The following is a 26,935-nucleotide window of genomic DNA, read 5'->3' as shown; positions in this document are numbered from 1 at the left end:
GGTTCACCGGAAAGGAATTTTCGCTTGTTCGCAGCTATAGGACGCTTCACGTACGCGTTCCGATACACGATCATCGCGGTCCTCTTCGTGTCCATCGCCGCGACCGGCGTCTGGGGCTTCCTCGGGCTCGGCGCCAAGACCAAGATGAACGGCCTCTACGACGAGGCCAGCGACTCGGTCGCGTCCGCCGTCGTCACCGACAAGGCCAACGGCCGCGAGATGCAGCCCGACATCCTGGTGCTGATCAAGCCGGCGGAGGGCAAGAAGATCTCCGACGAGGACGTCGAGAAGGCCGTCGAGAAGACGCGCCAGGACGTCCTGGCGAAGTTCGCGACCGGTGAGGACGCGAAGCTGAACCCGCTCAACGAGAAGGACCCGCAGGAGAGCTCCCTCAGCTACACGATGTTCGCGCCGGGCGCGCCCCAGGCGAACGACGGGTTGTACAAGAAGTTCACCCGCACGGACGCCGCCGGCGGCACCTGGGGCTTCTTCACGCTGCCGATGAAGTCGGCGGACGACACGCAGCGCGGCAAGGACTGGGTGTCGATCCAGCCGTCGCTGATGGAGATCCTGCGGTCGGAGGCGAACAAGCCGGTCTTCGAAGCTCAGGTGGCCGGCCTCGTCCCCGTGACCTCGGAGGTCACCGAGGGCGTGCAGAAGGACCAGAAGAAGGCCGAGATCATCGCGCTGCCGCTGGTCGCGATCGTGCTGTTCTTCGTCTACGGCGGCATCGTCGCCGCGGTGCTGCCGATGATCATCGGCGTCATGACGATCGGCGCCGCCATGGCGGTCGCCTCGGTGATGGCCGATTTCACGGACGTCAACCTCTTCGTCGGGCCGATCATCTCCCTGATCGGCCTGGGCATCGCCCACGACTACGGCCTGTTCATGGTGTCCCGGTTCAGAGAGGAACTGGACGAGGGGTACGACACACCAACGGCGGTCAGACGCACGGTCATGACCGCCGGCAGAACGATCATCATGTCGTCGCTGCTCATCGTCGCCGCGCTGGCCTGTCTCTACATCTCCCCGCTGGGCCTGCTCACGTCGATGGCCACGGGCGCGCTGCTCGGCGTCTTCATCGCCGCGATCCTGTCGCTGACCCTGCTGCCCGCGATGCTCGCGGTGCTCGGCCCGCGGGTCTTCGCGCTCAGCTTCCACTGGTTCCTCACCATCTTCGACAAGTGGAACCTGCCGCTCATCGGCGGCGTCATCCACTGGGCCGCCGAGAAGACGGGCCGGGCGAAGACCAAGGCCAACATCGAGGCCGGCATGTGGGGCAAGGTGACCGACGCGGTCATGAAGCGCCCGAAGACCGCGATCGTCGGCGTCGTGACGCTGCTGCTCGCGATCTGCATCCCGATCGTCGGCCTGCAGTTCGGCGGCATCTCGCAGACCTATCTGCCGCCGACCAACGAGACCCGCCAGGCGCAGGACCAGTTCCAGGAGCTGTTCCCGGACAACACCGGGCAGCCGGTCAAGATCGTCTTCACCAACGCCAGCGACGAGCAGATCAAGCAGGTGCTCGACGAGGCGAACAAGATCCCCGGCTTCACGCACTCGAACCCCGCGGACCCGAACTCCGCGCGGTTCAGCGCGGCGACCGACGCCGTCTCCACCGCCAAGGGCACGACGGACAAGCTCGAGGTCCGCGGCCAGGAGGTCACGGTGCGGGTGTCCAACGGCAGCATGCAGGACCCGAACGACACCAAGGCCGTCGGCGAGGCGGTGACCGCGCTGCGCGGCATCCGGATGGACGGTGCAGACCCGGGCAAGGGCGTCGGCTTCCTGGTCGGCGGTATGCCGGTGCTGCAGTACGACTCCATCGACTCGATGCTGAGCCTGCTGCCCATGCTCCTGCTGCTGCTGGTCGTGGTCACCACGCTGATGATGTTCCTGGCCTTCGGCTCGCTGACGCTGCCGATCAAGGCCGTGCTCATGTCGCTCCTGTCGCTCGGCTCCACCCTCGGCTTCCTCACCTGGATGTTCGTCGACGGCCACGGTGGCGACCTGTTCAACTTCACCGGCGGCCCGATGATGGCGCCCGTCCTGGTGCTGGTGATCGCGGTGGTCTTCGGCCTCAGTACGGACTACGAGGTCTTCGTGATCTCCCGCATGATCGAGGAACGCGCGGGCGGCGCGACCACGAACCAGGCGATCCGCGCCGGTACGGCCAACACCGGCCGGATCATCACCGCGGCGGCCGTGCTGCTCGCGTGCGTCGCGGCGGCGTTCGCGACCTCCGACCTGGTGATGCTGAAGTACGTCTCCTTCGGCCTGATGTTCGCGCTGCTCATCGACGCGACCGTCGTCCGCATGGTGCTCGTGCCCGCCGTGATGAAGCTGCTCGGCGACGACTCCTGGTGGGCGCCGCTCTGGATGCGCAAGATCCAGGAGGCCGTCGGCCTCGGCGAGACCTCGCTGCCGGCCGAGACCCGCGACGGCCGCCCGCTGTCGTCGGTCAAGCCCGCGACCGCGGCGCCGGGCAAGGCCGCGCCGGAGCTGGTCGGGGCGGGTGCGCCGGTCTCCGCCACGCGGACCGCCGCGGCGCCCGAGGACGGCAGGCTCCATCCGCCGTCGAACCTGCCCGACGTGCGTCCGGCCCGGCCGACCCCGGTCGGCCCCGGCCCGCGCCGCCCCGGCCCGCCGCCCGGCTTCTCGGGCCGGCTGGAGCTGCCGCCGCGCCCGTCGGCGCCCACGCAGCGCCCGCCGCAGGATCCGCGCAGCTACCAGCAGCCGGTTCCGGGCCGCGGCCCGCAGCAGGGCGGCCCGCAGGGGCCGGGACAGCCCTCGCGGCACCGTCAGGGCCCGCCGCCCGGCCCGCAGGGCCCCGGCGGCCCGCAGGGCCAGCGTCCGAGCGGTCCGATCGGCCCGGGTCCGAGCGGCCCGATGCCGCGGCAGCAGCGCCCGGGTGGGCCGCAGGGCGGACCGCAGGGACCGCGCCAGCCGTACCCGCCGCGTCCGCAGGGTCCCCAGGGCCCGGGCGGGCCGCAGGGTCCGCGCCCGCAGGGCCCGACGGGTGAGGGACCGCGCCCCCAGCAGCGTCCCCCGCACCAGGACTGATCCGCACGACGAGCGAGCCCCGATCCCCACGGATCGGGGCTCGTTCCGTATTCCGGTGCGGGTCGCCGCGCAGTAGGCTCGGTGACCGTGGCGGGGAACGACCAGGACCTGGAGATCGCCGGGTACCGGGTGCTCGATCGGTTGGGCGCGGGCGGGATGGGGCAGGTCTTCCTCGTCGCGCATCCCAGGCTGCCGCGCAGTGACGCGCTCAAGCTGCTCGACGGTGCCGTCTCCTCCAGCGAGGAGTTCCAGGCGCGGTTCATCCACGAGGCGGATCTGCTGGCGCCGCTCTCGCACCCGAACATCGTGCACCTCTACGACCGCGGGCGGCTCGACGACGGCCGGCTGTGGCTGACGATGGAGTACCTGCAGGGCACCGACGCCAAGCAGCTCCTGCGCGAGCGCGGCCCGCTGCCGCTGGGGCTGGTCGCGCAGATCGTGAGCGGCGTGGCCGCGGCGCTGGACTACGCCTACGAGGACTTCTCCATCACCCACCGCGACGTGAAGCCCGCGAACGTGCTGGTCCGGATGCGGAACGGCCGGGTGGGCGCGGTGAAGCTCGTCGACTTCGGCATCGCGAAGGCCTCGACGGAGGCGAGCTCGCTGACGGTGACGGGCACGACCGTCGGCACCCTGGGCTACCTCTCCCCCGAGGCGATCAACGGGCTCGAGCTGGACAACCGGACCGACCTCTACTCCCTGGCGACCGCCGCGTTCGAGCTGCTCACCGGCGCGCCACCCTTCGCCGGCACGACGATCGCGGCGATCATGGGCGCGCATCTCTACCAGCCGATCCCGTCGCTGCACCTCCGCGGGCCGGGCCTGCCCGCGGAGCTCGACGCCGTCTTCGAGCGCGCCCTCGCCAAGGACCCGGCGGCCCGGTTCGCGACGAGCGGCGAGTTCGCGGCTGCCCTGGCCGCGATCGCCGCGTCCGCCCCCGACGCCTGCGCGGCGGCACCGCCGGCACCGTCGGCACCGTCGGGCGAGAGCGACGGGGCCGGCGACGATCCGCACTACGCCTCGACCACGATCCGCCCGGCCGTCGACGGCCCCGTCGACGACCCCGCCGGCGACGGCGCGACCACCGTGCTTCCCCCGAGCGCGCCCGCCCCCGGCGCAACGGTCGAGCTCCGCCGCGGCGAGACCGTGGACCTGCCGGCGTCGGCGGAGCAGCGGCTGCTGGTGACGCCGCCCGGGATCCGGTCCGACAGCGACCTGTTCGCGCTGGTCGTGGACGGCGATCGGCGGGTGCTCAGCGAGCAGCACCTGGTCTTCTACAACAACCCGCGCGACCCTGACGGCATCGCCGAGCTCGCGGCCACCGGCCTGGTCCTCGCGCCGCACCTGCTGCCGCCGGGCGCGCGGGTCGTGGTCGCGGTCGCCTCCGACGCCCCGGAGCCCACCCGCCCGACGGTGCCGGCCGTGGTCGTCGAGTGCGCGGACGGCGCCTGGGCGGTCCCGACGGCCCCCGAGCCGGGCCTGCGCGCAGCCGCGCTGTGCGAGGTGTACCACCGCGACACCGCGGAGGGCCCGGTGCTGCGGCTGCGCGCGGTCGCGCAGGGCTGGACCGACGGCGTCGCCGCCCTCGTCAGCGCCTACGGCGTCGAGGTCGACGAGACCTGATCCGTCGAGAAATCGGCCGATTCCGGCCCGGCGATCCGCTCAGGGGATTCCCGGGCCAGAATCGGCCGTTTCGTCGATCAGGGCTTCGCCTTCGGGGCCGACGGGGCCGGCTTCGGCGCAGCGGCTTTGGGGGCCTCGACCTTGGGGGCCTCGGCCTTCGGTGCCGGCTTGGCCTCGGTCTTCGGCGCCGGCTTCTCCCCGGCCTTGGTGTCGGCCTTCGGTGCCGGCTTCGCGTCGGCCTTCGCCGCGGCCGCGGCGGCACCCTTGTCCGCGGCGCCGGGCTTCGCGGCGGGAGTCTTGACGCCCTTGACGGCGGCGATGTCGGCGGAGACGTTCGCCGCGGTGGACTTCACGTCCGCGTCCAGCTTCGAGCCCGCGGACTTGAGGTTGGTCACGCCCTCGGTGACCTCCTTGCCGGCCGACTTCACGGCGGCGACGTCGGAGGTGATCTCGGACTTCTCGTCCGCGGCGCGACCGGCCGCGCCGCGCGCCTGCGTCAGGCCGCCGATGATGCCGCGGATCGTCTTCACCACGGCCTTGCCCTGCTCTACTGCGCTCACGACCACACCTCTCCCGAAAGACTGTTGGATTGCAACCTTCTCACGGCCGGGGGCGCGCTGCCACCGTTCTCTTCACGGTGGCTCCATCGCGCGGGTCAGGAGTCCGTGGCCGGCCCGGTCGCGTCGGATTCCGTCGCGTCGGGTGACGCCACGCCGGAGTCGTTCGCGTCGGATGACGACTCCTCGGACGCGGCCGCGTCGGAGGCGGTCTCGTGCCCGGCGGTGGGCGGGTCCGGCAGGTCGGCGGGGGCGGCCGGCGCCGACCGCTGCTCCGTGCGGGCCTCGTCCGCGGCGGCGGCCTTGGCCGCCTGCCGCATCTCCAGGGCATCGCTCACGGCGTCGCCGACCTCCCGCGCGACATCGGCGACGGCGGTGGTGATGATCGTCGCGATCCGGCCGACGCGGATGGCCGTCGACTCGACGGCCTCCTGCGCCGCGTCCTTGCGCCGCTCCAGTTTGCCCACGTCCGCGCCCTCCTGCAGTCCGGCTTAGACCGACACCATCTCACGCTCTGCGGCGCGCTGCCAGCCCGCCTTGGCGAGGGCCTTCGACGCGGCGTCCTCGTGCCGGGCACGCTCGATGGTGACGGCGAGCTCGGGCTCCTGCTTGGTCCAGCGGTTCGGCAGCGAGAGCTTCGCGATCTTCTTCCACGTCGAGCCGAGCTGGGCGCGCAGCGAGCCCGTGTTGTAGGGCAGGCCGAACTCCTCGCACGTCGCACGGACCTCGGCGGCGATCTCCGGATAGCGGTTGGCGGGGATGTCGGGGAACAGGTGGTGCTCGATCTGGAAGCTCAGGTTGCCGCTGAGGATGTGGAAGAGGCGGCCGCCGTCGATGTTCGCCGAGCCCAGCATCTGCCGGACGTACCACTCGCCGCGGGTCTCGTCGGCCGTCTCCTCCTTGGTGAAGGTCTGCACGCCCGACGGGAAGTGCCCGCAGAAGATGATGGAGAAGGTCCACAGGTTGCGCATCAGGTTCGCGGACATGTTGCCCAGGAAGGTCAGCGGGAACAGGGGCCCGGTGAGCGCCGGGAAGATGACGTAGTCCTTGAGGACCTGCTTGCCCGCCTTCTTCCGCATCCCGGCGACGAGCTCCTTGATGTCGCCCCACTTGCGCTCGCCCTTGACGATCCGCTCGGCCTCGAGGTCGTGCAGCATGACGCCCCACTCGAAGAGCACCATGAGCGCGCCCGCGTAGGCGAGGTTGCCCAGGTAGTACGGGTGCCACTTCTGCTCGGGGGCCATGCGCAGGATGCCGTAGCCGATGTCGCGGTCCATGTCGAGCACGTTGGTGAACGTGTGGTGCAGGTAGTTGTGGCTGTGCTTCCACTGGTCGGCGGGGCACACGGTGTCCCACTCGAACTCGCGGGAGTTCAGGCCCGGCTCACGCATCCAGTCGTACTGGCCGTGCATCACGTTGTGGCCGATCTCCATGTTGTCGAGGATCTTCGACACGCCCAGGGAGCCCACGGCCAGCGGCCACAGCGGCGGCAGGTACATCATGGCGCGACCGGCGATCTCGAAGCCGCGCTGCGCGCGCACGATCTTGTAGATGTACTCGCGGTCCTTGGCGCCCAGGTCGTTCACCACGCGGGTGCGGATGGCGTCGAAGCGCTCGCCGATGGCCTCGACCTGCTCGGCGGTGAGGGTGATGTGCTCGGTCATGATGGACTCCCCTTCGAAGATGGTGGCTAGAGCGCGATCACGACGTCGCCGACGGGCGCGCTGATGCAGAGCTGGATGTGCTGGTCGGGCTCGTCGTTCGTCTCGCCCGTGAGGATGTTGGTGGTGCAGCCCGTCTTGCGGACCGCGGTGCAGGAGAAGCAGATGCCCATGCGGCAGCCGCTCTCGGGGAAGAGGCCGGACGACTCGGCCTGGTCGAGGATGCTGCGGCCGTCGTTGTCGACCTCGGTGCCGGCCTCGGTGAAGCGCAGGGTGCCGGTCGCCTCGCCCGACGGTGCCGCCACCACGGGCGGGGTGAACTCCTCGACGCGGAGCTCGACGCCGGCGTCGGAGTACAGCTGTTTCGCGGTGTCGAGGAGCGGGGCGGGCCCGCAGGCGAAGCCGATGTCGCCGAGGTCCTCGAGGTGCTCGGGGCCGAGGTGGCGGCCGCCGGCGCGGGTGTACACATAGGTCACCGAGACGTTCTGCCGGCGGGCGAGGCGGTCGAGCTCCTCGCGGTACGGGTTGTCGCCGGAGTCGCGGCAGAAGTGCAGGACGTCGATCGCCCCGTCGTGCTCCTCGTCCACGAGCGTGCGCACGATCGAGAGTACGGGTGTGATGCCACTGCCGCCGCTGATGAGGCGGATCCGCGCGGGGCGATCGCCGGGCGTTCCGGGCAGGGTGAAGGTACCGGCCGCCGGGGTCAGGCCCAGCACGTCGCCCACCGCGAGGTTCTCGCGGAGGTGCTTGCTGACGTGGCCGTCGGCGTCCGCGGTCACGGTGAACTCGAGGTCGCCGGGCTGATGCTGCGAGCCGGCGGGCGAGAAGCAGCGGGTCTGACGGACGCCGTCGATCACCACGCTGACCTGGATGAACTGGCCCGCCTGGAAACCCTCGAACTGGCGGGTGGGCGTCACACTGAAGGTCACGGTGCGGTCGCTGCGCCGGCTGACGGCGGTGACGCGGCCACGGATGTCGGTCCAGGTGACCATCGGGTCGACGAGCTCGAGGTAGCGGTCCACCGCGTGGGGGGTCAGCACCGCCTCGATGACGGATCCGGCGAATCGGGTGAAGCGGCTCATGGCTGTGTTTCTCCGTTCAGTGCACGCTTGTACACTCACAGTATGCACGCAGTCGTCGCCTCCCCGTCAAGGAGCAGTTCCGTGACGTCCACCACAGAGCCCGCGCCGGGTTCGACCTCCACCCCGGCGCGAGCCGCGCACGCAGCGCGTTCGCCCCGGCGGGATAGACTCGGATCCATGCCCAGACCGACCCCGCGCGCCGTCGAACGGCACACCCCGGGGCCGTCGCGGGCGGAGGCCAAGGAGCGCACGCGGCAGACCCTGCTCGACGAGGCGCTGGCCCTGGCCGGTGAACGCTCGTTCGCGAGCCTGTCGCTGCGCGAGGTCGCCAAGGCGGCGGGCGTCGTGCCCACCGCCTTCTACCGCCACTTCGCCTCGATGGACGACCTCGGCGTCACCCTCGTCGAGGACGCGATGCGCGTCCTGCGCCGCATGCTCCGCGAGGGTCGGCGCGAGGGCGTGGCGCCGAGCGGCGCGGAGGCGATCCGCGTCGTCGCCAAGCAGGCCCGCACCAACGACGCGGAGTTCCAGTTCCTCGTGCGCGAGCGCTACGGCGGCTCCCCTGAGCTGCAGCGCGCGATCGACGTGGAACTGCGGCTGTTCGCCAAGGAGCTCACGCACGACCTGTCGCGGATCCCCGCGCTCGGCGAGTGGAGCGTCGAGGACCTCGACATGATCGCCGACCTCTACGTCACGATCATGCTGGGCTTCGTCGCCGAGCTGGTGCGCATCGACGCCCGCAACACCCGCGACGAGGACGAGCTCATCGACCGCACCACTCGCCAGCTCACGGTCGTGGCCCTGGGCCTGGCGACGTACACCCCGCGCGAGCGGTAGGGCTGCGCCGCACCCCGGCCCGGACGTTCACCCCGCCGCCACCACGCGATCATCTAGTTCGGCTAACTTCTGAGCATGCGTACCGCAACCCGCCTCGCGGGATCGGTCGTCGTGGCGCTCGGCGTCACCGTCGCGACCGTCTCCCCCGCCTCCGCCGCCCTGCCGACCTGTGCCCTCTCCTCGCTCCCGGCACAGGCGACCGACACCGCGAACCTCATCCACCAGGGCGGGCCCTTCCCGTATCCCAAGAACGACGGGGTGGTGTTCCAGAACCGCGAGGGCATCCTGCCCGCGCAGGCTTCGGGCTACTACCACGAGTACACGGTGCCCACGCCCGGCTCGTCGACGCGCGGCGCGCGCCGGATCGTCACCGGCGGAGCGCCGCTCACCTCGCCGCCCAACTGGTACTACACCGGCGACCACTACGCCTCGTTCTGCATCGTGACGGGAGCCTGATCGTGAAGACCTACACCGTGGACGGGCGCCGGGTGACCGGGGCGGCCGACTTCTACACCGAGCTCGGCCGGGCCGTGAACGGCCCCGACGGCTACTTCGGCAGCAACCTCGACGCCCTCGTCGACTGCCTGCGCGGCGGCTTCGGCACCCCCGAGGAGGAGCCCTTCGGCTTCCGCCTCACCCACGCCGACGAGGTCCGCGCCGCGCTCGGCCCGAAGCTCTACGCCGAGGTGCTCGACGTCTTCGCCACGTCGGGCGTCCCCCTCACCGCGGAGGCCGACTCCGGACAGGCCGGGCGCACAATCTGATCCGCCGAACCGCCGAGCGAGCGGCGGCGGTGCGCAACGATTGTGCGATGACCACATCCCAGACGCGCAGCGAGCACGACCTGCTCGGCGACATCGACGTCCCCGCCGACGCCTACTACGGCGCCCACACCGCCCGGGCGCTGTTGAACTTCCCGATCACCGGCGTCCCCATCGCGATCCACACCCACCTGGTGAACGCGCTGGCAGCGGTGAAACAGGCCGCGGCGTCGGCGAACCGGCAGCTCGGCCTGCTCGACGAGGAGCGGTCAGCGGCGATCGTCGCGGCGTGCGAGCGGATCCGCGACGGTGGGCTGCACGAGTGGTTCGTCGTCGACACCATCGCGGGCGGCGCGGGCACCTCGACGAACATGAACGCCAACGAGGTGATCGCCAACGCCGCGCTGGAGCACCTGGACCGGCCCAAGGGCGACTACGCCGCGCTGCACCCGCTCGACCACGTGAACCTGGGGCAGAGCACGAACGACGTCTACCCGACGGCGATCAAGATCGCCCTCATCACCCAGCTCGCCGAGCTGGCCGAGGTGCTCACGGAGCTGCGCGGCACCTTCGCCGCGAAGTCCGACGAGTTCGCCGGCATCCTCAAGATGGGCCGCACCCAGCTGCAGGACGCGGTCCCGATGACACTCGGGCAGGAGTTCGGCGCCTTCGCCACGACGCTCGGCGAGGACATCGTGCGGCTGCAGGAGGCGACGCGCCTGCTGCACGAGCTCAACATCGGCGGCACCGCGATCGGCACCGCCCTCAACGCCCACCCTGGCTACCGGCGCAAGGTCATCGAGCAGCTGCGCGAGGTCACGGGCATCCACGAGCTGGTCGGCGCGACGGACCTGATCGAGGCCACCGCCGACGTCGGCGTCTTCGTCCAGCTCTCCGGCGTGCTCAAGCGGATCGCGGTGAAGCTGTCGAAGACCTGCAACGACCTGCGGCTGCTGTCCTCGGGCCCGCGCGCCGGCCTCGCGGAGATCCACCTGCCCGCGGTGCAGGCGGGGTCGTCGATCATGCCGGGCAAGGTCAACCCCGTCATCCCCGAGGTGGTGAACCAGATCGCCTACGAGGTGATCGGCCACGACGTCACCATCACCATGGCCGCCGAGGGCGGGCAGCTGCAGCTCAACGCCTTCGAGCCGATCATCGCCCGCTCGCTGGTCGAGTCCATCGCGCACCTCACCCGCGGCGCCCGCGTACTCGGCGAGCGCTGCGTCGCCGGGATCACCGCGAACCGGGAACGCCTGGAGCAGATGGTGGCCGAGTCCATCGGCGTCGTGACCGCGCTGAGCCCCACCATCGGCTACGCCGCCGCGACCTCCGTCGCCGCCGAGGCGCTGGAGTCGGGGCGCGGGGTCGTCGAGATCGTTCGCGAGCGCGCCCTACTCGACGATGCCGTGCTCGACTCCCTGCTCAGCCCCGAATACCTCACCGGGCATCCGCCCCACGCTCTGCAGCCCCGGCCCGATGACGCGCCGGCGGCCGGACTCGGCGAGTAGGACGCCGACCGTAGGACCACCCGAATACGGCTCCGTACTAGAGCATCCGGGTGGTCCTCGTCGGCTGCGCGGAGAGCCCGGGCGACCGTGCTACTTTTCTCGCGGTACACCGAATACTGCCGGTACCGGAGGACGAGCATGACTGACGAGGGATTCGAAAGCCTGCTGACGACGATGGCGGAGATGTCCCGCAACATCGCGCAGACGAGTTCTCTCGACAGCACACTCGAGAGCGTCACATCCGCATGCGTCCAGCTGATTCCCGATGTGGCGGGCGCCTCGATCCTGATCGTCGAGGGGCCCGAGAAGTACGGTTCCCTCGCGCCGACCTCGGAACTGACCGAGAAGCTCGACGCACTCCAGCACCGGTTCCAGCAGGGCCCGTGCTGGGACGCGGCGACCACCAACCCCGCCACCCGCGCACCCGACCTCCGCGGCGACGACCGCTGGCCTGAATTCGCGCCCGCCGCGGTGGAAGCGGGAATCCTCAGCATGCTCTCGTTCCGGCTGTTCACCTTCGATTCCCGGGTCGGCGCGTTGAACCTGTTCTCCGAGAAGGTCGATGCATTCGGCGACGAATCCGAGACCGTCGGCGGGATGTTGGCGACGCAGGCCGCGACGGCCCTCATCGCCAACGATCGCGCTTTGCAATTCCGCTCCGCCCTGGCCAGCCGAGACATCATCGGGCAGGCCAAGGGAATGCTCATGGAGCGTTTCGACGTGGACGCCGTGCGGGCGTTCGAACTTCTGTCCCGCGTTTCCAGCGACAGCAACGTTCCCCTGGCAACGATCGCAGAACGCGTGGTGGAGAAGGGGTCCGCGAGCCGCGAGCCCGCGTGATCCCGCCCGGTCCTCCACCGCCTCTGGGAACGCCTCTCCCGGTACGGCATCCGTGCTAGTCTTCCGCCGTACCGAAGCGATGATCGCTTCGAGTGCATTCGCATTGAGACCACGGTGCGGCCGCTCAACCGATCGGCGTCGTCGACGCCCGTCGGTATGGACGCGCGCCGTCGGCTTCTCCCGCAGAGCATCACGGATCGCCGGTCTCCCTGCGTGTCCTCCCAGCGAGTGGCCTCCACGAGGTTTCCGCACAGAAGGAGGAGACAATGCAACTCTCGACAACGGTGATCGAGGCGAACCTCGGATTCGACGGCATAGGCTGGATCGCCTGGATCATCATCGGTGGCATCGCGGGGTGGCTCGCGAGCAAGATCATGGGAACCGATGCGCAGCAGGGCCTGTTCCTCAACATCGCGGTGGGCATCGTCGGCGGTGTCGTCGGCGGGATCATCCTCAGGCTCCTCGGCGTTTCCACGGCCGGCGCCGGGTGGATCCTCACTCTGCTCACCGCGCTCGCGGGGTCGTGCGTCCTGCTGTTCGTCGTGGGCCTGGTCACCGGACGACGTGGCTGAGGGGGCGACGATGAGAGGACTGGAATCGACTCATTCCGTGGCAGTGATCGCCGCTCTCGCAGCGGCACTCGCGCTGGGCGGGTGCGCGAAAGCCGGCGCCGACACCACCTGTAAGGACTTCGTGGCGATGTCCGAGGCCGACCAGACCGAGCAGGTCCAGAAGATGTACAAGGACAAGCACGGCGAGGAGCCGGCAGCTGGTGCGGCGACCGCACTGCGAGCGGAGGCGATCGCCTACTGCAAGACCGCGGGCAAGGAGGACACCAAGATCAAGGAGGTCCCGATCTCCTGATCCACCGCGCCCGGCGAGCACGGTGCCGGGGCGCCGGCGTGCGGGGGCGACCCCGTTCGCCGGCGCGACGGCGCGGCTCCCGATCGGCCCCGCCGGGACCGGAACCGGGCGCCACTAATCCAGCCCGTTCTCCAACGCGTAGCGCGCCAGCTCGACGCGGTTGCCGAGCTGCAGCTTCCGCAGCGTGGCCTGCACGTGGTTCTCGACGGTGCGGTGGCTCAGGTGCAGGCGGGTGGCGATCTGCTTGGCGGACAGGCCCTTCGCCACCAGCCGCAGCACCTCGGTCTCGCGCGCGGTCAGCCCCGGACCGGCGGGCTCGGGCGCCGACGCCATGCGCCGGAACTCGCCCAGCACCAGCCCGGCGAGGCCCGGCGTGAACACCGGCTGCCCCGCGGCGGTGGCGTGCACGGCGGCCACCAGCTCCTCCGCGGAGGCACTCTTGACCAGGTAGCCGCAGGCGCCCGCCTTGACGGCCTCGACCACGTCGTCGCGCTCGTCGGAGGCGGAGAGGATCAGCACCTGCGCCTTCGGCGCGGCCTCGAGCACCAGCGCGGTTCCGGCGGCGCCGTTCCCGTCGGGCAGCGACATGTCCATCAGCACTACCGACGGCTGCACCGCGCCGGCGATCCGCCCCGCCGCTGCCACCGAATCGGCGGTGCCGGCCACGGCGAAACCGCGCGCCTCGAGATCGCGGGCCACCGCCTCGCGCCACATCGGGTGGTCGTCCACCACCAGCACGGAAATACCCGCCGGGTCAACGTTCACAGCACTCGTCTCCTCATCACCAGGGCGGTCACGACTCGTGCGTCGACCGCGGCACCGACAACTCCCATTCCACCCCGTCGCCGACGCCCGTCGTCAGTTCGGCGCGGCCGCCCAGCGCCCGCATCCGCCCGACGATGGACTCCGACACCCCCAGTCTGCCCTCCGCGCGTGCGGCGTCGAGCCGTCCCGGCGCGATTCCCGCGCCGTCGTCGCGCACGGTGACCAGCACGGCGTCGTCGAGGTCCTCGAGCAGCAGGTACGAGCGCGCCCCGGGACCGGCGTGCAGCGCGGTGTTGTCGAGCGCGTTCCGCACCGCCGCGGCCACCTCGGCGGCGGGCCCGGCCGGGAGCAGCACGGCGCCGCCCGGCTCCGCGAGCGTCACCGTCGACGAGGCGAGGGGCCGCAGCAGGTCCCGCAGGTCGACGGTGCCCTCGTCCTCCGGCCCGGTAGGGCCCGCCGACGGCGTCTCCGCGATCAGGTGGCGCAGCGCCCGCTCCTGCTGCGCGGCCAGCTCGCCGAGCGCGCCCAGCTCCGTGCCGGGCCCGCCGAGCGCGGCGCACCGTCGGGCGAGGAAGGCCAGGGCCTGCAGCACCCCGTCGTGCACCTCCCGGGCGAGGCGCTCCCGAGCCCGGGCCTCGGCGGCGACGCGCTCGGCCTCGCGGAGCTGCTCCTGCGAGCGGATCGCGACCCGCGCCGCGACGCCGAGCCCCAGGCCGACCGCCATGAAGACGGGGTAGTTGGCGTCGCGGACGATGGTCTCGGGGAACGTGCCGCGGTAGATCGCGTTGACGACGGCGATGGCGATGCCGCCGGCCATGCCCGCGACGGGACCGCCGAGGATCGCGGCCGAGACCACCGGATTGGTCAACCACAACGTGGTGGGCAGGGCCTGGTTGTGGGCGGTGAACTCGGGCGAGGCCACCCAGACGGTGCCCAGGGCCAGCACAGCGGCCCCCACGAACTCGCCGATCACGAACCACCGGTTGCGGCCAAAGCCGCGCACGTAGCCGATCCCGGCGATCAGGCTGACCGCCACCACCGCGCCGATCATCACCCAGCTCCAGCCGATCCGCTGGTACCGGTCGGCCTCGTCGATCTGCCGCCCCACCGCGTACACGACGGACAGCGCGCGGAACCACTGCGCACCGCGCCACAGCGGCGCGCGGGGGTCGCCGTCGGACGCGCGCACCCCGGCGGCGTCGCCGGCGGGCTCGACGCGCCGCAGCCGCGATGCGAGGCCTTCCATGTGCCCACGTTAACCGCTGAGTAGGCTGGCGCCGATGCAGGCAGACGACGACGCGCCCTCCCCCGGCGCCGAGCCCTCCGGCGGCCCGCCGCCCGAGGACACGCCCTCCAAGGACACCGCCGTGACCCGGCGGCGGCTGAGGTGGGTCCGTCGGGCGCTGCTCCTCGTCATCGCGATCGTCCTCGGCGTCGAGGTGTACCTGTTCGGCCCGACGGTGTCGAAGTCCATCCGGGACCTCGAGCACATCCGCTGGGAATGGGTCCTGGCCTGCGTGATCGCCGTCTTCTTCTCCATGGACTCCTTCGCCCAGGTGACCCGCGTCCTGCTCCGCTCGGCGGGCGTGAAGGTCACGCAGCGGCAGGCGCTGGGCCTGCAGCTCGCTTCCAACTCCGTCTCGCAGACGATGCCCGGGGGGCAGGTGCTCGCTCCGACCCTCGTCTACCGGCGCACCCGCCTGTGGGGCGCGTCGCGGGTGGTCGCGGCCTGGCAGATCGTGATGAGCGGCCTGCTCATGTCGGCGGGCCTCGCCGTGCTCGGCCTCGCGGGCGCGCTGCTGGCCGGCGCGAAGACGAGCCCGTACTCGGTGCTCTTCTCGGTCGGCATGCTCGTCGTCTTCATCGTCCTCGTGCAGTACGTGGCCTCGCACCCCGACGGCCTGTACGTGGTGGGCGCCCGACTGATCCGCTGGACCAACGACCTGCGCAACAAGCCCGAGGACACCGGGCTGGCCCGCTTGCGCGAGGTGATCGAGCAGCTCCAATCCGTGAAGATGGGCCGCCGCTACGGCGCCGAGGCGTTCGGCTGGTCGCTGTTCAACTGGATCGCCGACGTGGCCTGCCTCGCCTTCGCCTGCTACGCCGTCGGCGAGGCGCCCGGCCTCGCCGCGCTCGCCGGCGCGTACGCGGCGTCGAAGGTGGTCAACACCATCAGCCCGATCCCCGGCGGCCTCGGTCTCGTGGAGGGCGCACTGGTCCCGGCCCTCGCGCTCTCCGGGATGCCGCTGAGCCAGGCCCTCACCGCGACCCTGCTGTACCGCCTGGTCAGCTACGTCCTCGTGGTCGTGGTCGGCTGGGTCGTGTTCTTCGTCTCGTACCGCAGCACCATGGACGTCGATCCCGACGCCCCGGACAGGAACGGCGAGAAGCCGTCCGAGAAGGCCGCGAAGGCGGCGGAGGCCGCCACCGAGGGCGCGCACGCCGACCCTCCGGAGCCCGACGGTCCGCCTGACGACGGCGCACCGTCGACCGGAACCGGCCCCGACCAGCGAATTTAGCGCGCCCCAACCGCCGGTGAAGGGCCGGCGGGCATCGTCGTTCCTGTGAGCGAGAGACCCGCAACGCTCACGGCGCCCCGGAGTGGAGGGGGGCGAGGGGGTCAGGCCCGGTCGGGGCCGCGGTTGGGAGGACCGCGCCCCGGCCGCGTGCCGTCACGGCCCCGCGATCCGATTCCCGGCAGGAGCCGCAGATCATTTACCGTTGCCGTATGCGCATCCCGGTCATCGCCGCCCTCGACGTGGTCTTCGTCCTGCTGTTCGTGGTGATCGGCCGGTTCAATCACAACGAGGCCTTCTCGCCTGCCGGGTTCGCCGAGACCGCGTGGCCCTTCCTGCTCGCGCTGGCGGTGGGCTGGGCGTTCACCTACGTGCTGGCCGCCCTGCGCGGTCACGAGCCCGGCCGCGCCGCCACCTTCGCCCCGGGGCGCGTCTTTCCCGCCGGCGTCATCATCTGGGTCTCGACGGTGGCCTTCGGCATGACGGCCCGCGGGCTGCTCACCTCGAAGGGCGTCGAGGTCAGCTTCGTCATCGTCGCGACCATCGCGCTCGGCGTGTTCCTCCTGGGCTGGCGCGCCATCGCCCGCGCGGTCCTGTCGCGTCGCGCGAAGGCGACCACCGCGACCGGCGCCTGAGCCGCGCGCTACTTCAGATACGCGCCCGCGACCTGCAGTGACCCGGCGCCGGAACGCTCGCCGCTGACCAGGATCGCGAAGGCCTGGTCGCCGCGGTAGCCGATGAACCAGCCCGGTCCCTCGGGGCCGTTGGTGCCCACGAGCCCCTTGGCCTTGGTCGAGGCGAGGTCGCTGCCGTCGCCCGACGGGGACACGGTCGAGTCCATCTTCGCCCGCACCGCCTTGAGGATCTTCTCATCGACGTCGCCGAGCGGCGCGCTGGGCTTCGCGGTCTGCCCCTGCACCACGTACGGCGCCGTGGTCCTACCCTTGGCGATCGCGGAGGCGAAGACGGCCATGCCGAAGGGGCTGGCCTTGACGGTGTCGGCGCCGAGCTCGGCGGCGCCCCGGCCGCCGGTGCCGGGCAGCTCCGCGGTCTTCGTCGTCACGCCCGGCATGGCGAAGTCGGTGCCCACGCCGAGCGGGGCGAGCAGCTTCGCCTGCTTGCCTGCGTCGTTCCCCGCGGCGGCGTTGACCTCGCTGTAGAGCGGCTCCAGCACGGGGCCGGTGGTGGCGAGCCCGGTGAGCGCCCAATCGATGGAGATGCCGCTGGCCTGCGTGTTCTGCGCGGCGGCCAGCACGGCGCCGGTGGAGACGGACAGTACGACCATGGCGGCGGGCTGCCCCAGCTGGACCACGGCGTTCTCGACGTCGAGCTGCACCTTGGGATCCATCGCGGTCCGCAGGTCGGGCCCGGGCGGGCCCTGGAAGCCGACGATCTTGGTGGGCGGCTTCCCGTTCGTGAGCAGCTGCACCTCCCAGCCGGCGGTGGCGTCGCGGTTGGCCTGCCAGGCGCCCTTGATGCCGTCGAAGAGGGGCGAGAACAGCTGCCGGTTGGCGATGAGCAGATCGCCCGCCGTGGTGTCCTGCAGGCCCGGGACGGCCGTCAGCGCGTCGCCGAGGACCCCGTAGTCGTCGTCCCGCAGGTCCACGACGGGGACCGGTTTGCCGGGGTCCGCCTTCGCCTTCGCGGCGAGGGATTCGGGCGTGACCAGCGGCGCGACCGGGGAGACGATCTTCGCGACCCGGTTCAGGCTGTCGGTCAGGTTCTTGGTCTTGTTCGGATCGACGGTGAGCCGGTGCACGGTGCCGGCGAACATCAGTTCCGACTTGTCCGCGGCGAAGACCTTCGGCGGCTTCGCGTCGGTGCGGATCTGCCGGATCGCGGTGTCGGGCGTGAGGCCCGGCGCGAGCACCGCGGGGTCCCAGGAGATGCGCCAGCCGATCGACAGCTGCGAGGCGCTGCCCTTGGTGGTGTAGTCCCAGTCGCGGCCGTCGCCGAAGTTCCAGTGCGTCTTCACGTCGAAGGTGGCGTTGCCGCCGGAGTAGCGCTGCACGTTGGACGCCGTGACCTCGACGGACTTCGCGTTCATGTCGCGCAGCGTGCGGCCGATGACACCGCCCGCCGCGTCGGGCGAGGAGGTGAAGGCGGCGGCCGCGACGGCCTTGCCCTCGCCCAGCGCCGAGCCGTAGCCGTCGAGCATCTTCTGCACCTCGGCAACGGCGCTGTCGCCGCACGCGGCCAGCCCGGAGCCCAGCGTGAGGAGGAGTGCGGAGACCACCGCGGCGGCGCCGTACCGTGCCCGGCCGCTGCGTCTCACGTGGTCTCCTCGCTGCTCATGGTGCGTTCGGCACCCCTGGCCGCGGAGTTTACCGGTCCTCACATGGCATCCTTGGGATATGGAACGGTTGCTGCGCTCAGACGACCGCGCCGCGTCGTCGATGCCGGGCGTGCAGTCGCGCCACTGCTTCTCCTTCGGGGACCACTACGATCCGGACAATACGCACCACGGCGTCCTGCTCGCGTGCAACGCGGAGCAGGTCGCAGCGGGTACGGGCTTCGACACGCACCCGCACCGCGCCGTCGAGATCGTCACCTGGGTGCTGTCCGGTTCCCTCGTCCACCAGGACAGCGAGGGACACGCCGGGCTGGTCCATCCGGGCCTCGCCCAGCGGATGAGCGCGGGCACCGGCGTCCTGCACTCCGAGCGCAACGATCGCCCCGACCCCGCGGGCGCCGACGTCCGGTTCGTCCAGATGTGGGTGCTGCCCGACGAGCCGGGCGGCGCACCGTCGTACGAGCAGCGGGAGGTCGACGCCGATCTCGCGGCGGGCGGCCTGGTCGCCGTCGCGTCGGGCGACCCCGCGCAGGACGCGGCGATCCGGATCGGCAACCGCGGCGCCACCCTGTTCGCGGCGCGCCTGGCGCCCGGCCGCGCCCTCGACCTGCCGGACGCGCCCTTCGGGCACCTCTACCTGGCCGACGGTGCGGTGGTCGCCGAGTCGTCCGGCGGTCCGGTCGGTCTGTCCGACGGCGACTCGCTGCGCACCGTCGCGGACGGGCGGCGCGTGACCGCCGGGCCCGACGGTGCCGAGCTCCTGTTCTGGCGCATGCGGAACCGCCTGGGCGGCTGAACGGCACGCCGGAGTCCGGCTACGGCAGCGGCCGGTCGGAGGGGACGACGAGGTAGCTCGGCTGTTTCGGGTCGATCAGCACGTGCTGCGGCCGGAACTGCGTCTCCGCGGTGACGGGCCCGACGGTCATCGACTTGATCAGGTTGAGCGCGAAGACGTCGACCCGCAGCCGGTGCCCGGGCTTGAGGACGGCGCTCACGGCGTGGGTACCGATGTCGAGCGGCACTACCTGGCCGGGCTTGACCAGCTCGCGGTCGTCGATGTTGAGCTGGTAGTACGGGGACGCGAGATCGCCGCTCGCCGTGCGGATGCTGCGGGACTCGTCGATCTGCCGCAGCGACGTGGTGAGCTGGCCGGAGCTGATCTTCTCGGACCGTCCGTCGGGACCGACGTCGGTCACGATCACGCTCCAGTACGCGTCGCGGGCGTCCTGTGTGGTGTTGAGACGCAGGTTGATCGGGCCCGAGATCACCGTCGGCTTCCCCACCGGTTTGGACGTGAAGGTGAGCGCGTTCATCTCCGCGACCCGGGTGTCCTTGGTGCAGCCGGTGAAGACGAGGAGCCCGAACATCGCCTGCCCGGTGTCGTTCGAGCACAGCGTCGAGAGGCCGGGGCCGACGGTGCGCCGCGCCGCGATCTTCGGCGGCGCGGTCTGGAGGCTGTTGTCCGACAGCGCGGTCGGCGCGGTGCCCGAGGGCAGGCTGGAGAGGTACATGCGCTGGTACTTCTGGCCGGGCTCGGGGAAGGTGTCACCTTGCCACCAGCCGCCGCCCATGCGGTGCACGGTGACCGGTGCGTAGTTGTCGATGCCGTTGTCGGCGTCCTTGAGCCACTTGTCGAACCACGCCTTCTGCAGCACGTCGGCGCGCGTCGGCTGGTTCACCCCGCCCAGGTCGTTGGTGACGGTGGCGTGCGCCGCGTCGCCCATGATGAGCTTCTTCTTGCTCGTGGGCAGGGCGCTCAGGTCCTTGGGAAGGCGCCACTCGGTGTTGGTGAACAGGTCGTTCCAGGCGCCGAGCGCGAAGGTCGGCGTGGTGATCTTGTCCAGCGCCGTGCGGTAGGCGGCGCGCAGCGGCGAGTTCTTATCGATGAGCTGCTTGGTAGTGGGGGTGAGCCCCTCGACCGTCGGCGAGAAGACGCCGGAGAGCAGCTCCGGGAAGAACACCGCCGGGTTCTGCAGCCGGTCCTGCAACCACTTCCAGTCGAAGGTGCCGTTGAGCAGCGAGCGCAGGTCGGGGATGAACTTGAGGATGTTGACGATGGCGAGCCAGGGACCGAGGAAGCCGACGCCGAGGCCGCCGCCGGGGGCGACGATGTCGGCGGCGATGTCGGCACCGGGGACGACGGGGAACAGGGCCTGCAGGCCGGCGGGGTTCTTCGACGCCGCCTGGAGCTGATTGATCGCGGAGTACGAGACGCCGGACATGCCGAGGCGGCCGTTCGTCCAGTTCTGCTGACGCACCCAGTCCAGCACCTCGACGGTGTCCGTCTGCTCGCGCGCACCGAAGACGTCCCAGACGCCCTGCGAGTTGCCGGTGCCGCGCACATCGACGACGACCTGCGTGTACCCGCTCTGCACCAGCTTCTGGTCGACCGTGAAGGTGTTGATCAGGCCACCGTTGAGCACGTTGCGGAGGTCGTCGACGCCGCCGATCGGCGTGCCGGAGAAGTTGAACATGTTGAGCACGCCCACGAGCGTCGGGAAGAGCACGGGGACGTTGGTCATCACGGTGGCGATGGTGCTGACGAACTTGGTGTAGGGCGTGACGTTGACGATCGTCGGGGTCTTGGTCTCGATCGCCCTGCCGGACGCGTCCGCGGGCCGGAAGATGTTGGCCCGCAGGACGGTGCCGTCCGACATGCGGATCGGAACGTCCCACTCCGTGGCCATCTTCGGGTACTGCGTCGGGCCGTCGTGGGAGGCGATCCACTCGGGGTTGATCATGCCCGCGACACCCGGCCCCGGCTTCCACGGCTCCGCGCCTGCCCGCGCGACGAGTCCGGGCACGGTGATCGACGTTCCGATCAGCACGAACGCCGTGAGCAGGGCGGCCAGAGTCAGCCGCAGTCGCGGACGTATCAGCCTCATCGAAGAATCCCCTTTAACTTCTCCACCCCGCCCCAGGCCAACCCTGATAGCGGTTTGCGTCACACCGCACGCTAACGGTGTGCTGCGCCATAGGGAATACTGACGAGTCACTTCTCCCACCATGTGAGATTCCTGAGGTCGGCTGGCAGGATGGACGGGTGACGACTTCTCCCGCTCTTGACCTCAGCCACGTCGACGCCGGCATCCGCGTGCAGGACGACCTGTTCGGGCACGTCAACGGCGCCTGGCTGGACACGCACGAGATCCCCGCCGACCGCTCGACCGACGGCGCTTTCTACGCCCTCCGCGACGCCGCTGAGGAGACCGTCCGCACGATCATCGAGGCCTGTGCCGCCGACGCCGGGGCGACCGGCGACGCCGCGCGGATCGGCGACCTGTACGCGAGCTTCATGGACACCGGCGCCATCGCCGCCGCGGGCCTCGCGCCCCTGGCCGACGAGCTGACGGAGGTCCGGCGGGCGCAGTCGCCGTCGGACCTGGTGACGGTCCTCGGCCGGCTGCAGCGGACGGGCGTGAGCGGGCTGCTCGGCTACTACGTGGACACCGACGCCAAGCGCTCGGACCGCTACCTGGTGAACGTGGTGCAGAGCGGGATCTCCCTGCCAGACGAGGCCTACTACCGCGAGGAGCAGTACGCGCCGATCCGGGAGAAGTTCGTGGCGCACGTCGCCGCGACCTTCCGCCTGGCCGCGGAGGTGCTCGAGGGCGTCGTGGCGCCGGGCGAGGAGGACGCGGCCGCCGCGCAGGTCCTCGAGCTGGAGACCGCGATCGCGGCCGGACACTGGGACGTGGTCGCCCGGCGCGACGCCGACAAGGGCTACAACCTGCGCACCTTCGCCGAGTTCTCCGCCGAGGCGCCGGGGCTCGCCCCCGCCGCCTGGGTCGCCGCCGTCACCGGCACGGAGGCGAGCCCGGCGTTCGCCGAGGTGAACGTGCGGCAGCCGTCGTTCGCAACGCACGCCGCCGACCTGCTCACCGACCGTCCGCTCGCGCAGTGGCGCACGTGGCTCGCCTGGCGGGTGCTGCACGCGCGCAGCCCCTTCCTCACCGATGCCCTCGTCGACGAGCACTTCGCCTTCTACGGCACGGCGCTCACCGGCACGCCGGAGATCCGGGACCGCTGGAAGCGCGGCGTCACCCTGGTCGAGCAGTACCTGGGCTTCGCGGTGGGCGAGCTGTACACCGCGCAGCACTTCCCCGCCGATTCCAAGGAGCGCATGCAGGCGCTCGTCGCCGACCTGGTGGAGGCCTACCGCCGCCGGATCACCGAGCTGCCCTGGATGACCCCCGCGACGCGCGAGCGCGCGCTGGAGAAGCTGGGCAAGTTCACCCCGAAGATCGGCTACCCGGACGTCTCCCGCGACTACTCCGCGCTGGAGATCCGCCGGGACGACCTGATCGGGAACCTGCGCCGCGGCGAGGCCTTCGAGCACGACCGCGAGTTCGCGAAGATCGGCGCGCCCGTCGACCGCGACGAGTGGTTCATGACGCCGCAGACGGTCAACGCCTACTACAACCCCGGCATGAACGAGATCGTCTTCCCCGCGGCGATCCTGCAGCCGCCGTTCTTCTCGCCCACGGCCGACGACGCCGTGAACTACGGCGGCATCGGCGCCGTGATCGGGCACGAGATCGGCCACGGCTTCGACGACCAGGGCGCCAAGTACGACGGCGACGGCAACCTCGAGGACTGGTGGACCGACGCCGACCGCGAGGAGTTCGGCAAGCGCACCACGGCCCTCATCGCGCAGTACGACGCGCTCGTGCCGCGCGAGCTGGCCGGCGAGCCCGGCGGCTCCGAGCACCACGTCAACGGCGGCTTCACCGTGGGCGAGAACATCGGCGACCTCGGGGGCCTCGGCATCGCCCTGGTCGCCTACGCGATCGCCCGGGAGCGCGCGGGCGGCACCGTCGACGACGAGTCCACGCGCGTCGACGGCCTGACCGGCCTGCAGCGGATGTTCTACAGCTGGGGCGTCGTCTGGCGCGGGAAGTCCCGCCCCGAGGAGGCGATCCGGAGGCTCGCGATCGACCCGCATTCGCCGGCCGAATTCCGTTGCAATGCCATCGTCTCGAACCTCGACGAGTTCTACGCCGCGTTCGGCGTCGATGCCGGGGATCGCCTGTTTTTGGACCGCGACCGCCGCGTCTCGATATGGTGAGAACCGATCAGTAGCGACTTTTCGAACGACCCGTCCAGCAACCGGCGGATACCCATGCAGTGACCCCGTGCCGAACCGGCACGGAGAACGGGTGGCCGTGCACTCACGCAAACAGACCAGCGAACAACTCCCCTCCGTCCTCGGTGTCGTCCACGAATCACCCGAGGTCCCGCTCGAGGAACTGACCCTCGGCGAGCGGATGGGCGAGATCGCGAGGCTGCTGCGCGAGCAGTCCGGGGATTCCGAGTCCCTCCTGACGGCGGCCACGCAGTTCGCCGTCGATCAGGTCCCCGGCGCCGACTTCGCGTGCGTCACCCTCGTCGACCCCAAGGGCGGCATCTCGCACCCCGTGGTGATCGGCGAGGAGGCGCAGCGCGTCGCCGACGTGCAGCGCGACCTGGAGGAGGGCCCCAGCGTCGGGGCGACCTTCGAGTCGACCACGATCCTGCTGCTGGAGGACACGGCCACCGACGAGCGGTGGCCCCGCTTCGCCGCCGCCGCACACGAGGCCGGCGTCGGTTCGATCCTCTCGTTCTGCCTGTACGTGCAGAACGAGGCCTACGGCACGCTCGACCTCATGGCCCGCGAGCCGCACGCCTTCGACGCCGAATCCATCTCGATCGGCTCGCTGTACGCCGTGCACGCGGCCGTCGCCTTCTCCGCGGTGCGCGAGAAGGAGCAGATCCGCGCGGCGCTCACCACGCGCGACGTGATCGGGCAGGCCAAGGGCATGATCATGGAGCGCTACAAGCTGGACTCCGACGCCGCCTTCCGGCTCCTCGCGCGCCTCTCCCAGGACAGCAACATCCGCCTCGCCGAGGTCGCCGAGCAGGTCATCGACGCCGGGCCGGAGTAGCCCGACGGTGTGGAGGGGTATGCGCGATGCGCATACCCCTTTGTCGCAGACATACCCACTGACCAGCGCGGATGCAGACATGTGTGGGGCGCATGGATTCTCCGAGCGACCACGGCCCCACCCACCGGCAGCCCTACGGCTCGAGCACAACCCCGTCGGCGATGAGGGGCCTGCCGTCGATGATCAGGCTGCCCGCGCCGCCGGGAGCGCCGGTGCGGAGGTCCTTGACGATGTCCCAGTGCAGCGAGGAGTCGTTGGTGCCGTTGCACTCCGCGTACGCCCGGCCCAAGGCGATGTGCACGCTGCCGAGGATCTTCTCGTCGATGAACAGGTCGCCGGTCCAGGTCTGCACCTTGTCGCTGGTGCCGATCCCGAGCTCACCGATCCGGGCGGAGCCGCCGTCGGTGGCGATGAGCGCGCGCGCCACCTCCGCGCCGCGCGTCGCGGAGACCCCGGTGACGAGCCCGTCGCGGAACTCGAGCCGCAGGTCCTCGAAGGAACGGCCGGCGAAGACGAAGACGCCGGGGAAGGTGATGTGCCCGTTCACCCCGTCGTCGAGCGGCGCCGTGGCGACCTCGCCATCGGGGAGGTTCGCCTCGCCGGCGAAGAGCACCCCGAGCCGGCCGGCGACGCGCATCGTGAGGTGGGTGTCGGGTGAGATCACGGTGATGGTGTCGGCGGCGCTCACGGCGTCGGCGAGCGGCTGCCAGCGGCGACGGTGCGCGTCCCAGTCGTCGAGCGCGCCCGCGAAGAACTCGTCGAGCAGCGTCGGGAAGGGCACCGCGATGCGCTCCGCCCAATCCGCGGTGGGGATCCGCACCACGGCCCAGCGGGTGCCGCGCCAGCGCAGCGACGACACGACGCCCTTGGCGGTGCGCTGCGCCGCGAGCTTCGCCGGCAGGTCGGGCAGCTCCGACTCGTGCTCCGGCCACAGCATCGCGCGGAAGGAGACGTGCACGGTCGACCACTCCATCGCCGCGACCTCCACCGGCGCGGGCTCCCGCAGCTCGTCGACGGTCCGCGTGGCGAGCGCGTCCGCGTCGGCGAACTCGCTGGTGTAGACCGTCTGCACCGCGGCGCCGCGGCGCGTGGCCTCGCGGATCAGGGCGTGCGCCGCGGGGGTGGCGGCCGCATCGTTGAGGAAGACGCTCACGCGCGAATCGGCGGCGATCTCCAGGCGGTGGGCGATGTGCTCGGCGAGGCGGGCCCACCGGGGGTCGTCACTGGTCATGGCTCCTCAGTTCGTTCAGGTCGCTGACGATGTCGCGCGTGGCGCGGTAGAAGGCCCGGTAGGCGGCGCTCTGCCGGGCGTAGAGCGGGGCGAGTTCGGTGCGGGGCGCCACGGACCGCTGCACGTCGACCCAGTCGTCGAGCAGGTCCGGCCGGGTCATCCCGACGGCGCACGCCGCGAGCATGGCGTCGCCCTGCGCGGCGCCCGATCCGCCGACGACCTCCTGCGGGTAGCCGCTGATGTCGGAGATCGCCTGCAGCCAGACGGCGTTCTTGGTGCCGCCGCCCACCGCGCGGATCCGGCTGGGCGCCAGGGACTCCGCCTCGTAGGCGCGCAGCGCCTCGGCGGCGGATTGGGCGATGCCCTCGAGCACCGCACGGGCCATGTCGCCGCGGTCGTGCTCGAGCGAGAGCCCGAGGAAGCCGCCGCGCGCGCCCGGTGACGATCGCGGGCGAGTCCGCGGGCGCGATGAGCGCCTCGGCGCTGGCCGCGTCACCGCACGCCGGGCGCCTGTTCGCGGGCGCGATCTGCCAGTCCGGCATCGCGCTCGCGTACGACGCCGAGACCGCCGCCAGGCCCGCGCGGATCGCCGCGGAGCGGCTCACCTCACCCCGACCGCCGCCGACCTGCGCACCGTCGCCCCGCGGACAGTCGGGCGGGCGGTCGCGGACGTGATGGCGGGACTGCCCCCGCACCGGCAGGCCACGATGTTCACCCTCGCGCGGGACGGCGATCTGGTGCCCGAGAGCCCCGTCGACGTCCTGTCCCGCGGCCCGGCCGCCGTGCCGATGATCATCGGGCACAACGCCGCCGAGGCCGACCTGTGGCGCACGCCCGGGGTCTTCCCGCCCGCGTGGGCCGGCGCCGCGCCGGACGCGCGGGTCGCCGCCGAACTGGCCCTGCTCGGGGCCGACGAGGCCGTCGTGCGCGCCTACCGGCAGCGGTTCGACGGTGCCGACGCCTTCGTCGAGCTCGTCTCGGACGGCCTGTTCTGCGCGCCGTCACTACGGGCGCAGCGGGGGCAGGGGCGCAACTGCCACGCGTACCTGTTCACCTGGCCGTCGCCGCTCCTGACCCGCACCGCGTTCCACGCCCTCGACGTCGGCTTCGCGCTGGACAACCTCGACGATCCCGCCTTCGCCCGGCACGCCGGGCCGCGGCCCCCGCGGGAACTCGCCGCGGCCGTGCACGGCGCCTGGGTCCGATTCTGTGCCACGGGCTCCCCTGGCTGGGCGCCCTTCACCGGCGAGGGCGACATCGCGATCCTCGGCCCGCCCGGGCACCGTGACCTCGATCTTCTGACGGCCTGGGGACGACGAGTGTAGTCACGGGTTCGAACTGCGACGATTCCCACCCGCTGTTCGTATCGCAAAAGGTCCTCTGGTGTGATTGTCTGTCGTCGGCGAGAGA

General features: G+C 71.3%; 26 protein-coding genes. 16 read left to right on the top strand and 10 right to left on the bottom strand.

The genetic code is table 11. The features are described 5' to 3' along the window. Positions 1-24 precede the first annotated feature (24 nt). Positions 25-3,063 carry an MMPL family transporter gene (locus tag ACLQ3K_RS05170; RefSeq protein WP_425997560.1) on the top strand — a complete coding sequence of 1,013 codons (3,039 nt, stop codon included), beginning with the start codon at positions 25-27 and terminating at the stop codon, positions 3,061-3,063. An 87-nt stretch (positions 3,064-3,150) separates the two neighbouring features. Beyond that, complete coding sequence (locus ACLQ3K_RS05165; RefSeq protein ID WP_425997558.1) at positions 3,151-4,686, top strand: protein kinase domain-containing protein; 1,536 nt, start codon at positions 3,151-3,153, stop codon at positions 4,684-4,686. 77 nt (positions 4,687-4,763) lie between these two features. Here the strand turns inward: ACLQ3K_RS05165 and ACLQ3K_RS05160 are convergent, their stop codons facing one another. From ACLQ3K_RS05160 to ACLQ3K_RS05145, 4 genes are all read right to left on the bottom strand, one after another. Continuing rightward, entirely contained in the window at positions 4,764-5,246 is a 483-nt protein-coding gene (locus ACLQ3K_RS05160) for a hypothetical protein (protein ID WP_425997556.1), read from the bottom strand. 95 nt (positions 5,247-5,341) lie between these two features. Beyond that, positions 5,342-5,710: a hypothetical protein gene (locus ACLQ3K_RS05155; RefSeq protein ID WP_425997554.1), complete on the bottom strand. Its 369-nt coding sequence runs from the start codon at positions 5,708-5,710 to the stop codon at positions 5,342-5,344. Between the two features lie 24 nt (positions 5,711-5,734). After that, a complete protein-coding gene (locus ACLQ3K_RS05150) occupies positions 5,735-6,907 on the bottom strand; it encodes a fatty acid desaturase family protein (protein ID WP_255604303.1) in 1,173 nt (390 codons plus the stop codon). 26 nt (positions 6,908-6,933) lie between these two features. Further along, the gene (locus ACLQ3K_RS05145; RefSeq protein ID WP_425997551.1) at positions 6,934-7,986 is read right to left on the bottom strand and encodes a flavin reductase family protein; all 1,053 of its coding nucleotides are present in this window, start codon (positions 7,984-7,986) and stop codon (positions 6,934-6,936) included. Between the two features lie 177 nt (positions 7,987-8,163). On the opposite strand from ACLQ3K_RS05145, the gene ACLQ3K_RS05140 reads away from it, so the two are divergent. The 7 genes from ACLQ3K_RS05140 to ACLQ3K_RS05110 all read left to right on the top strand — a co-directional run bounded on the left by ACLQ3K_RS05140 (position 8,164) and on the right by ACLQ3K_RS05110 (position 12,796). Beyond that, on the top strand, positions 8,164-8,823 hold the full coding sequence (locus ACLQ3K_RS05140; RefSeq protein ID WP_336669663.1) for a TetR family transcriptional regulator: 660 nt from the start codon (positions 8,164-8,166) through the stop codon (positions 8,821-8,823). A gap of 75 nt (positions 8,824-8,898) precedes the next feature. Beyond that, a complete protein-coding gene (locus tag ACLQ3K_RS05135; RefSeq protein WP_425997549.1) occupies positions 8,899-9,279 on the top strand; it encodes a ribonuclease domain-containing protein in 381 nt (126 codons plus the stop codon). Positions 9,280-9,281: 2 nt separating this feature from the next. Next, a complete protein-coding gene (locus ACLQ3K_RS05130; protein ID WP_425997547.1) occupies positions 9,282-9,587 on the top strand; it encodes a barstar family protein in 306 nt (101 codons plus the stop codon). 47 nt (positions 9,588-9,634) lie between these two features. After that, positions 9,635-11,092 carry an aspartate ammonia-lyase gene (locus ACLQ3K_RS05125; protein ID WP_425997545.1) on the top strand — a complete coding sequence of 486 codons (1,458 nt, stop codon included), beginning with the start codon at positions 9,635-9,637 and terminating at the stop codon, positions 11,090-11,092. A gap of 138 nt (positions 11,093-11,230) precedes the next feature. Then, positions 11,231-11,932 (top strand): GAF and ANTAR domain-containing protein, encoded by a 702-nt coding sequence (locus tag ACLQ3K_RS05120; RefSeq protein ID WP_425997543.1) that lies wholly within the window; start codon positions 11,231-11,233, stop codon positions 11,930-11,932. Positions 11,933-12,198: 266 nt separating this feature from the next. After that, positions 12,199-12,504 carry a GlsB/YeaQ/YmgE family stress response membrane protein gene (locus ACLQ3K_RS05115; RefSeq protein WP_224651935.1) on the top strand — a complete coding sequence of 102 codons (306 nt, stop codon included), beginning with the start codon at positions 12,199-12,201 and terminating at the stop codon, positions 12,502-12,504. A 37-nt stretch (positions 12,505-12,541) separates the two neighbouring features. Further along, positions 12,542-12,796, top strand: coding sequence for a hypothetical protein (locus ACLQ3K_RS05110; protein WP_336669658.1), 255 nt, complete (start codon positions 12,542-12,544; stop codon positions 12,794-12,796). A 114-nt stretch (positions 12,797-12,910) separates the two neighbouring features. Here the strand turns inward: ACLQ3K_RS05110 and ACLQ3K_RS05105 are convergent, their stop codons facing one another. Next, on the bottom strand, positions 12,911-13,561 hold the full coding sequence (locus tag ACLQ3K_RS05105; RefSeq protein ID WP_224651931.1) for a response regulator: 651 nt from the start codon (positions 13,559-13,561) through the stop codon (positions 12,911-12,913). Between the two features lie 28 nt (positions 13,562-13,589). After that, entirely contained in the window at positions 13,590-14,807 is a 1,218-nt protein-coding gene (macS, locus tag ACLQ3K_RS05100; protein ID WP_425997540.1) for a MacS family sensor histidine kinase, read from the bottom strand. 34 nt (positions 14,808-14,841) lie between these two features. Here macS and ACLQ3K_RS05095 point away from each other — a divergent pair, with 34 nt between their 5' ends. Together ACLQ3K_RS05095 and ACLQ3K_RS05090 are read left to right on the top strand one after the other, a co-directional pair. Beyond that, a complete protein-coding gene (locus tag ACLQ3K_RS05095) occupies positions 14,842-16,080 on the top strand; it encodes a lysylphosphatidylglycerol synthase transmembrane domain-containing protein (protein ID WP_425997538.1) in 1,239 nt (412 codons plus the stop codon). Positions 16,081-16,289: 209 nt separating this feature from the next. After that, positions 16,290-16,712, top strand: a complete 423-nt coding sequence (locus tag ACLQ3K_RS05090) for a DUF3054 domain-containing protein (protein WP_425997536.1) — start codon at positions 16,290-16,292, stop codon at positions 16,710-16,712. 8 nt (positions 16,713-16,720) lie between these two features. Here ACLQ3K_RS05090 and ACLQ3K_RS05085 read toward each other — a convergent pair whose 3' ends face one another. Next, positions 16,721-18,352, bottom strand: coding sequence for an NTF2-like N-terminal transpeptidase domain-containing protein (locus ACLQ3K_RS05085; protein ID WP_425997534.1), 1,632 nt, complete (start codon positions 18,350-18,352; stop codon positions 16,721-16,723). 79 nt (positions 18,353-18,431) lie between these two features. Here ACLQ3K_RS05085 and ACLQ3K_RS05080 point away from each other — a divergent pair, with 79 nt between their 5' ends. Continuing rightward, positions 18,432-19,166, top strand: a complete 735-nt coding sequence (locus ACLQ3K_RS05080; protein ID WP_425997532.1) for a pirin family protein — start codon at positions 18,432-18,434, stop codon at positions 19,164-19,166. Between the two features lie 19 nt (positions 19,167-19,185). Here ACLQ3K_RS05080 and ACLQ3K_RS05075 read toward each other — a convergent pair whose 3' ends face one another. After that, the gene (locus ACLQ3K_RS05075; protein ID WP_425997530.1) at positions 19,186-21,255 is read right to left on the bottom strand and encodes a CocE/NonD family hydrolase; all 2,070 of its coding nucleotides are present in this window, start codon (positions 21,253-21,255) and stop codon (positions 19,186-19,188) included. A gap of 158 nt (positions 21,256-21,413) precedes the next feature. On the opposite strand from ACLQ3K_RS05075, the gene ACLQ3K_RS05070 reads away from it, so the two are divergent. Together ACLQ3K_RS05070 and ACLQ3K_RS05065 are read left to right on the top strand one after the other, a co-directional pair. Continuing rightward, a complete protein-coding gene (locus tag ACLQ3K_RS05070) occupies positions 21,414-23,438 on the top strand; it encodes a M13 family metallopeptidase (RefSeq protein ID WP_425997528.1) in 2,025 nt (674 codons plus the stop codon). A gap of 91 nt (positions 23,439-23,529) precedes the next feature. Further along, complete coding sequence (locus tag ACLQ3K_RS05065; RefSeq protein ID WP_425997526.1) at positions 23,530-24,294, top strand: GAF and ANTAR domain-containing protein; 765 nt, start codon at positions 23,530-23,532, stop codon at positions 24,292-24,294. 133 nt (positions 24,295-24,427) lie between these two features. On the opposite strand, the gene ACLQ3K_RS05060 is transcribed toward ACLQ3K_RS05065, so the two are convergent. Then, entirely contained in the window at positions 24,428-25,525 is a 1,098-nt protein-coding gene (locus ACLQ3K_RS05060; protein WP_425997524.1) for an aminopeptidase, read from the bottom strand. Then, positions 25,515-26,021, bottom strand: coding sequence for an FGGY-family carbohydrate kinase (locus tag ACLQ3K_RS05055; RefSeq protein WP_425997522.1), 507 nt, complete (start codon positions 26,019-26,021; stop codon positions 25,515-25,517). The genes ACLQ3K_RS05060 and ACLQ3K_RS05055 overlap by 11 nt, the downstream gene beginning before the upstream one ends. On the opposite strand from ACLQ3K_RS05055, the gene ACLQ3K_RS05050 reads away from it, so the two are divergent. Then, positions 25,964-26,200 carry a carboxylesterase family protein gene (locus ACLQ3K_RS05050; protein ID WP_425997520.1) on the top strand — a complete coding sequence of 79 codons (237 nt, stop codon included), beginning with the start codon at positions 25,964-25,966 and terminating at the stop codon, positions 26,198-26,200. The two genes, ACLQ3K_RS05055 and ACLQ3K_RS05050, sit on opposite strands and share 58 nt — an antisense overlap. Next, on the top strand, positions 26,200-26,850 hold the full coding sequence (locus ACLQ3K_RS05045; protein ID WP_425997518.1) for a hypothetical protein: 651 nt from the start codon (positions 26,200-26,202) through the stop codon (positions 26,848-26,850). The genes ACLQ3K_RS05050 and ACLQ3K_RS05045 overlap by 1 nt, the downstream gene beginning before the upstream one ends. Positions 26,851-26,935 lie beyond the last annotated feature (85 nt).

Source organism: Tsukamurella sp. DT100, assembly GCF_049844855.1.
In the GTDB taxonomy this organism is placed as follows: domain Bacteria; phylum Actinomycetota; class Actinomycetes; order Mycobacteriales; family Mycobacteriaceae; genus Tsukamurella.
The sequence above is the reverse complement of the archived record's forward strand: the minus strand, read 5'-3'. Positions and strand labels throughout refer to the sequence as shown.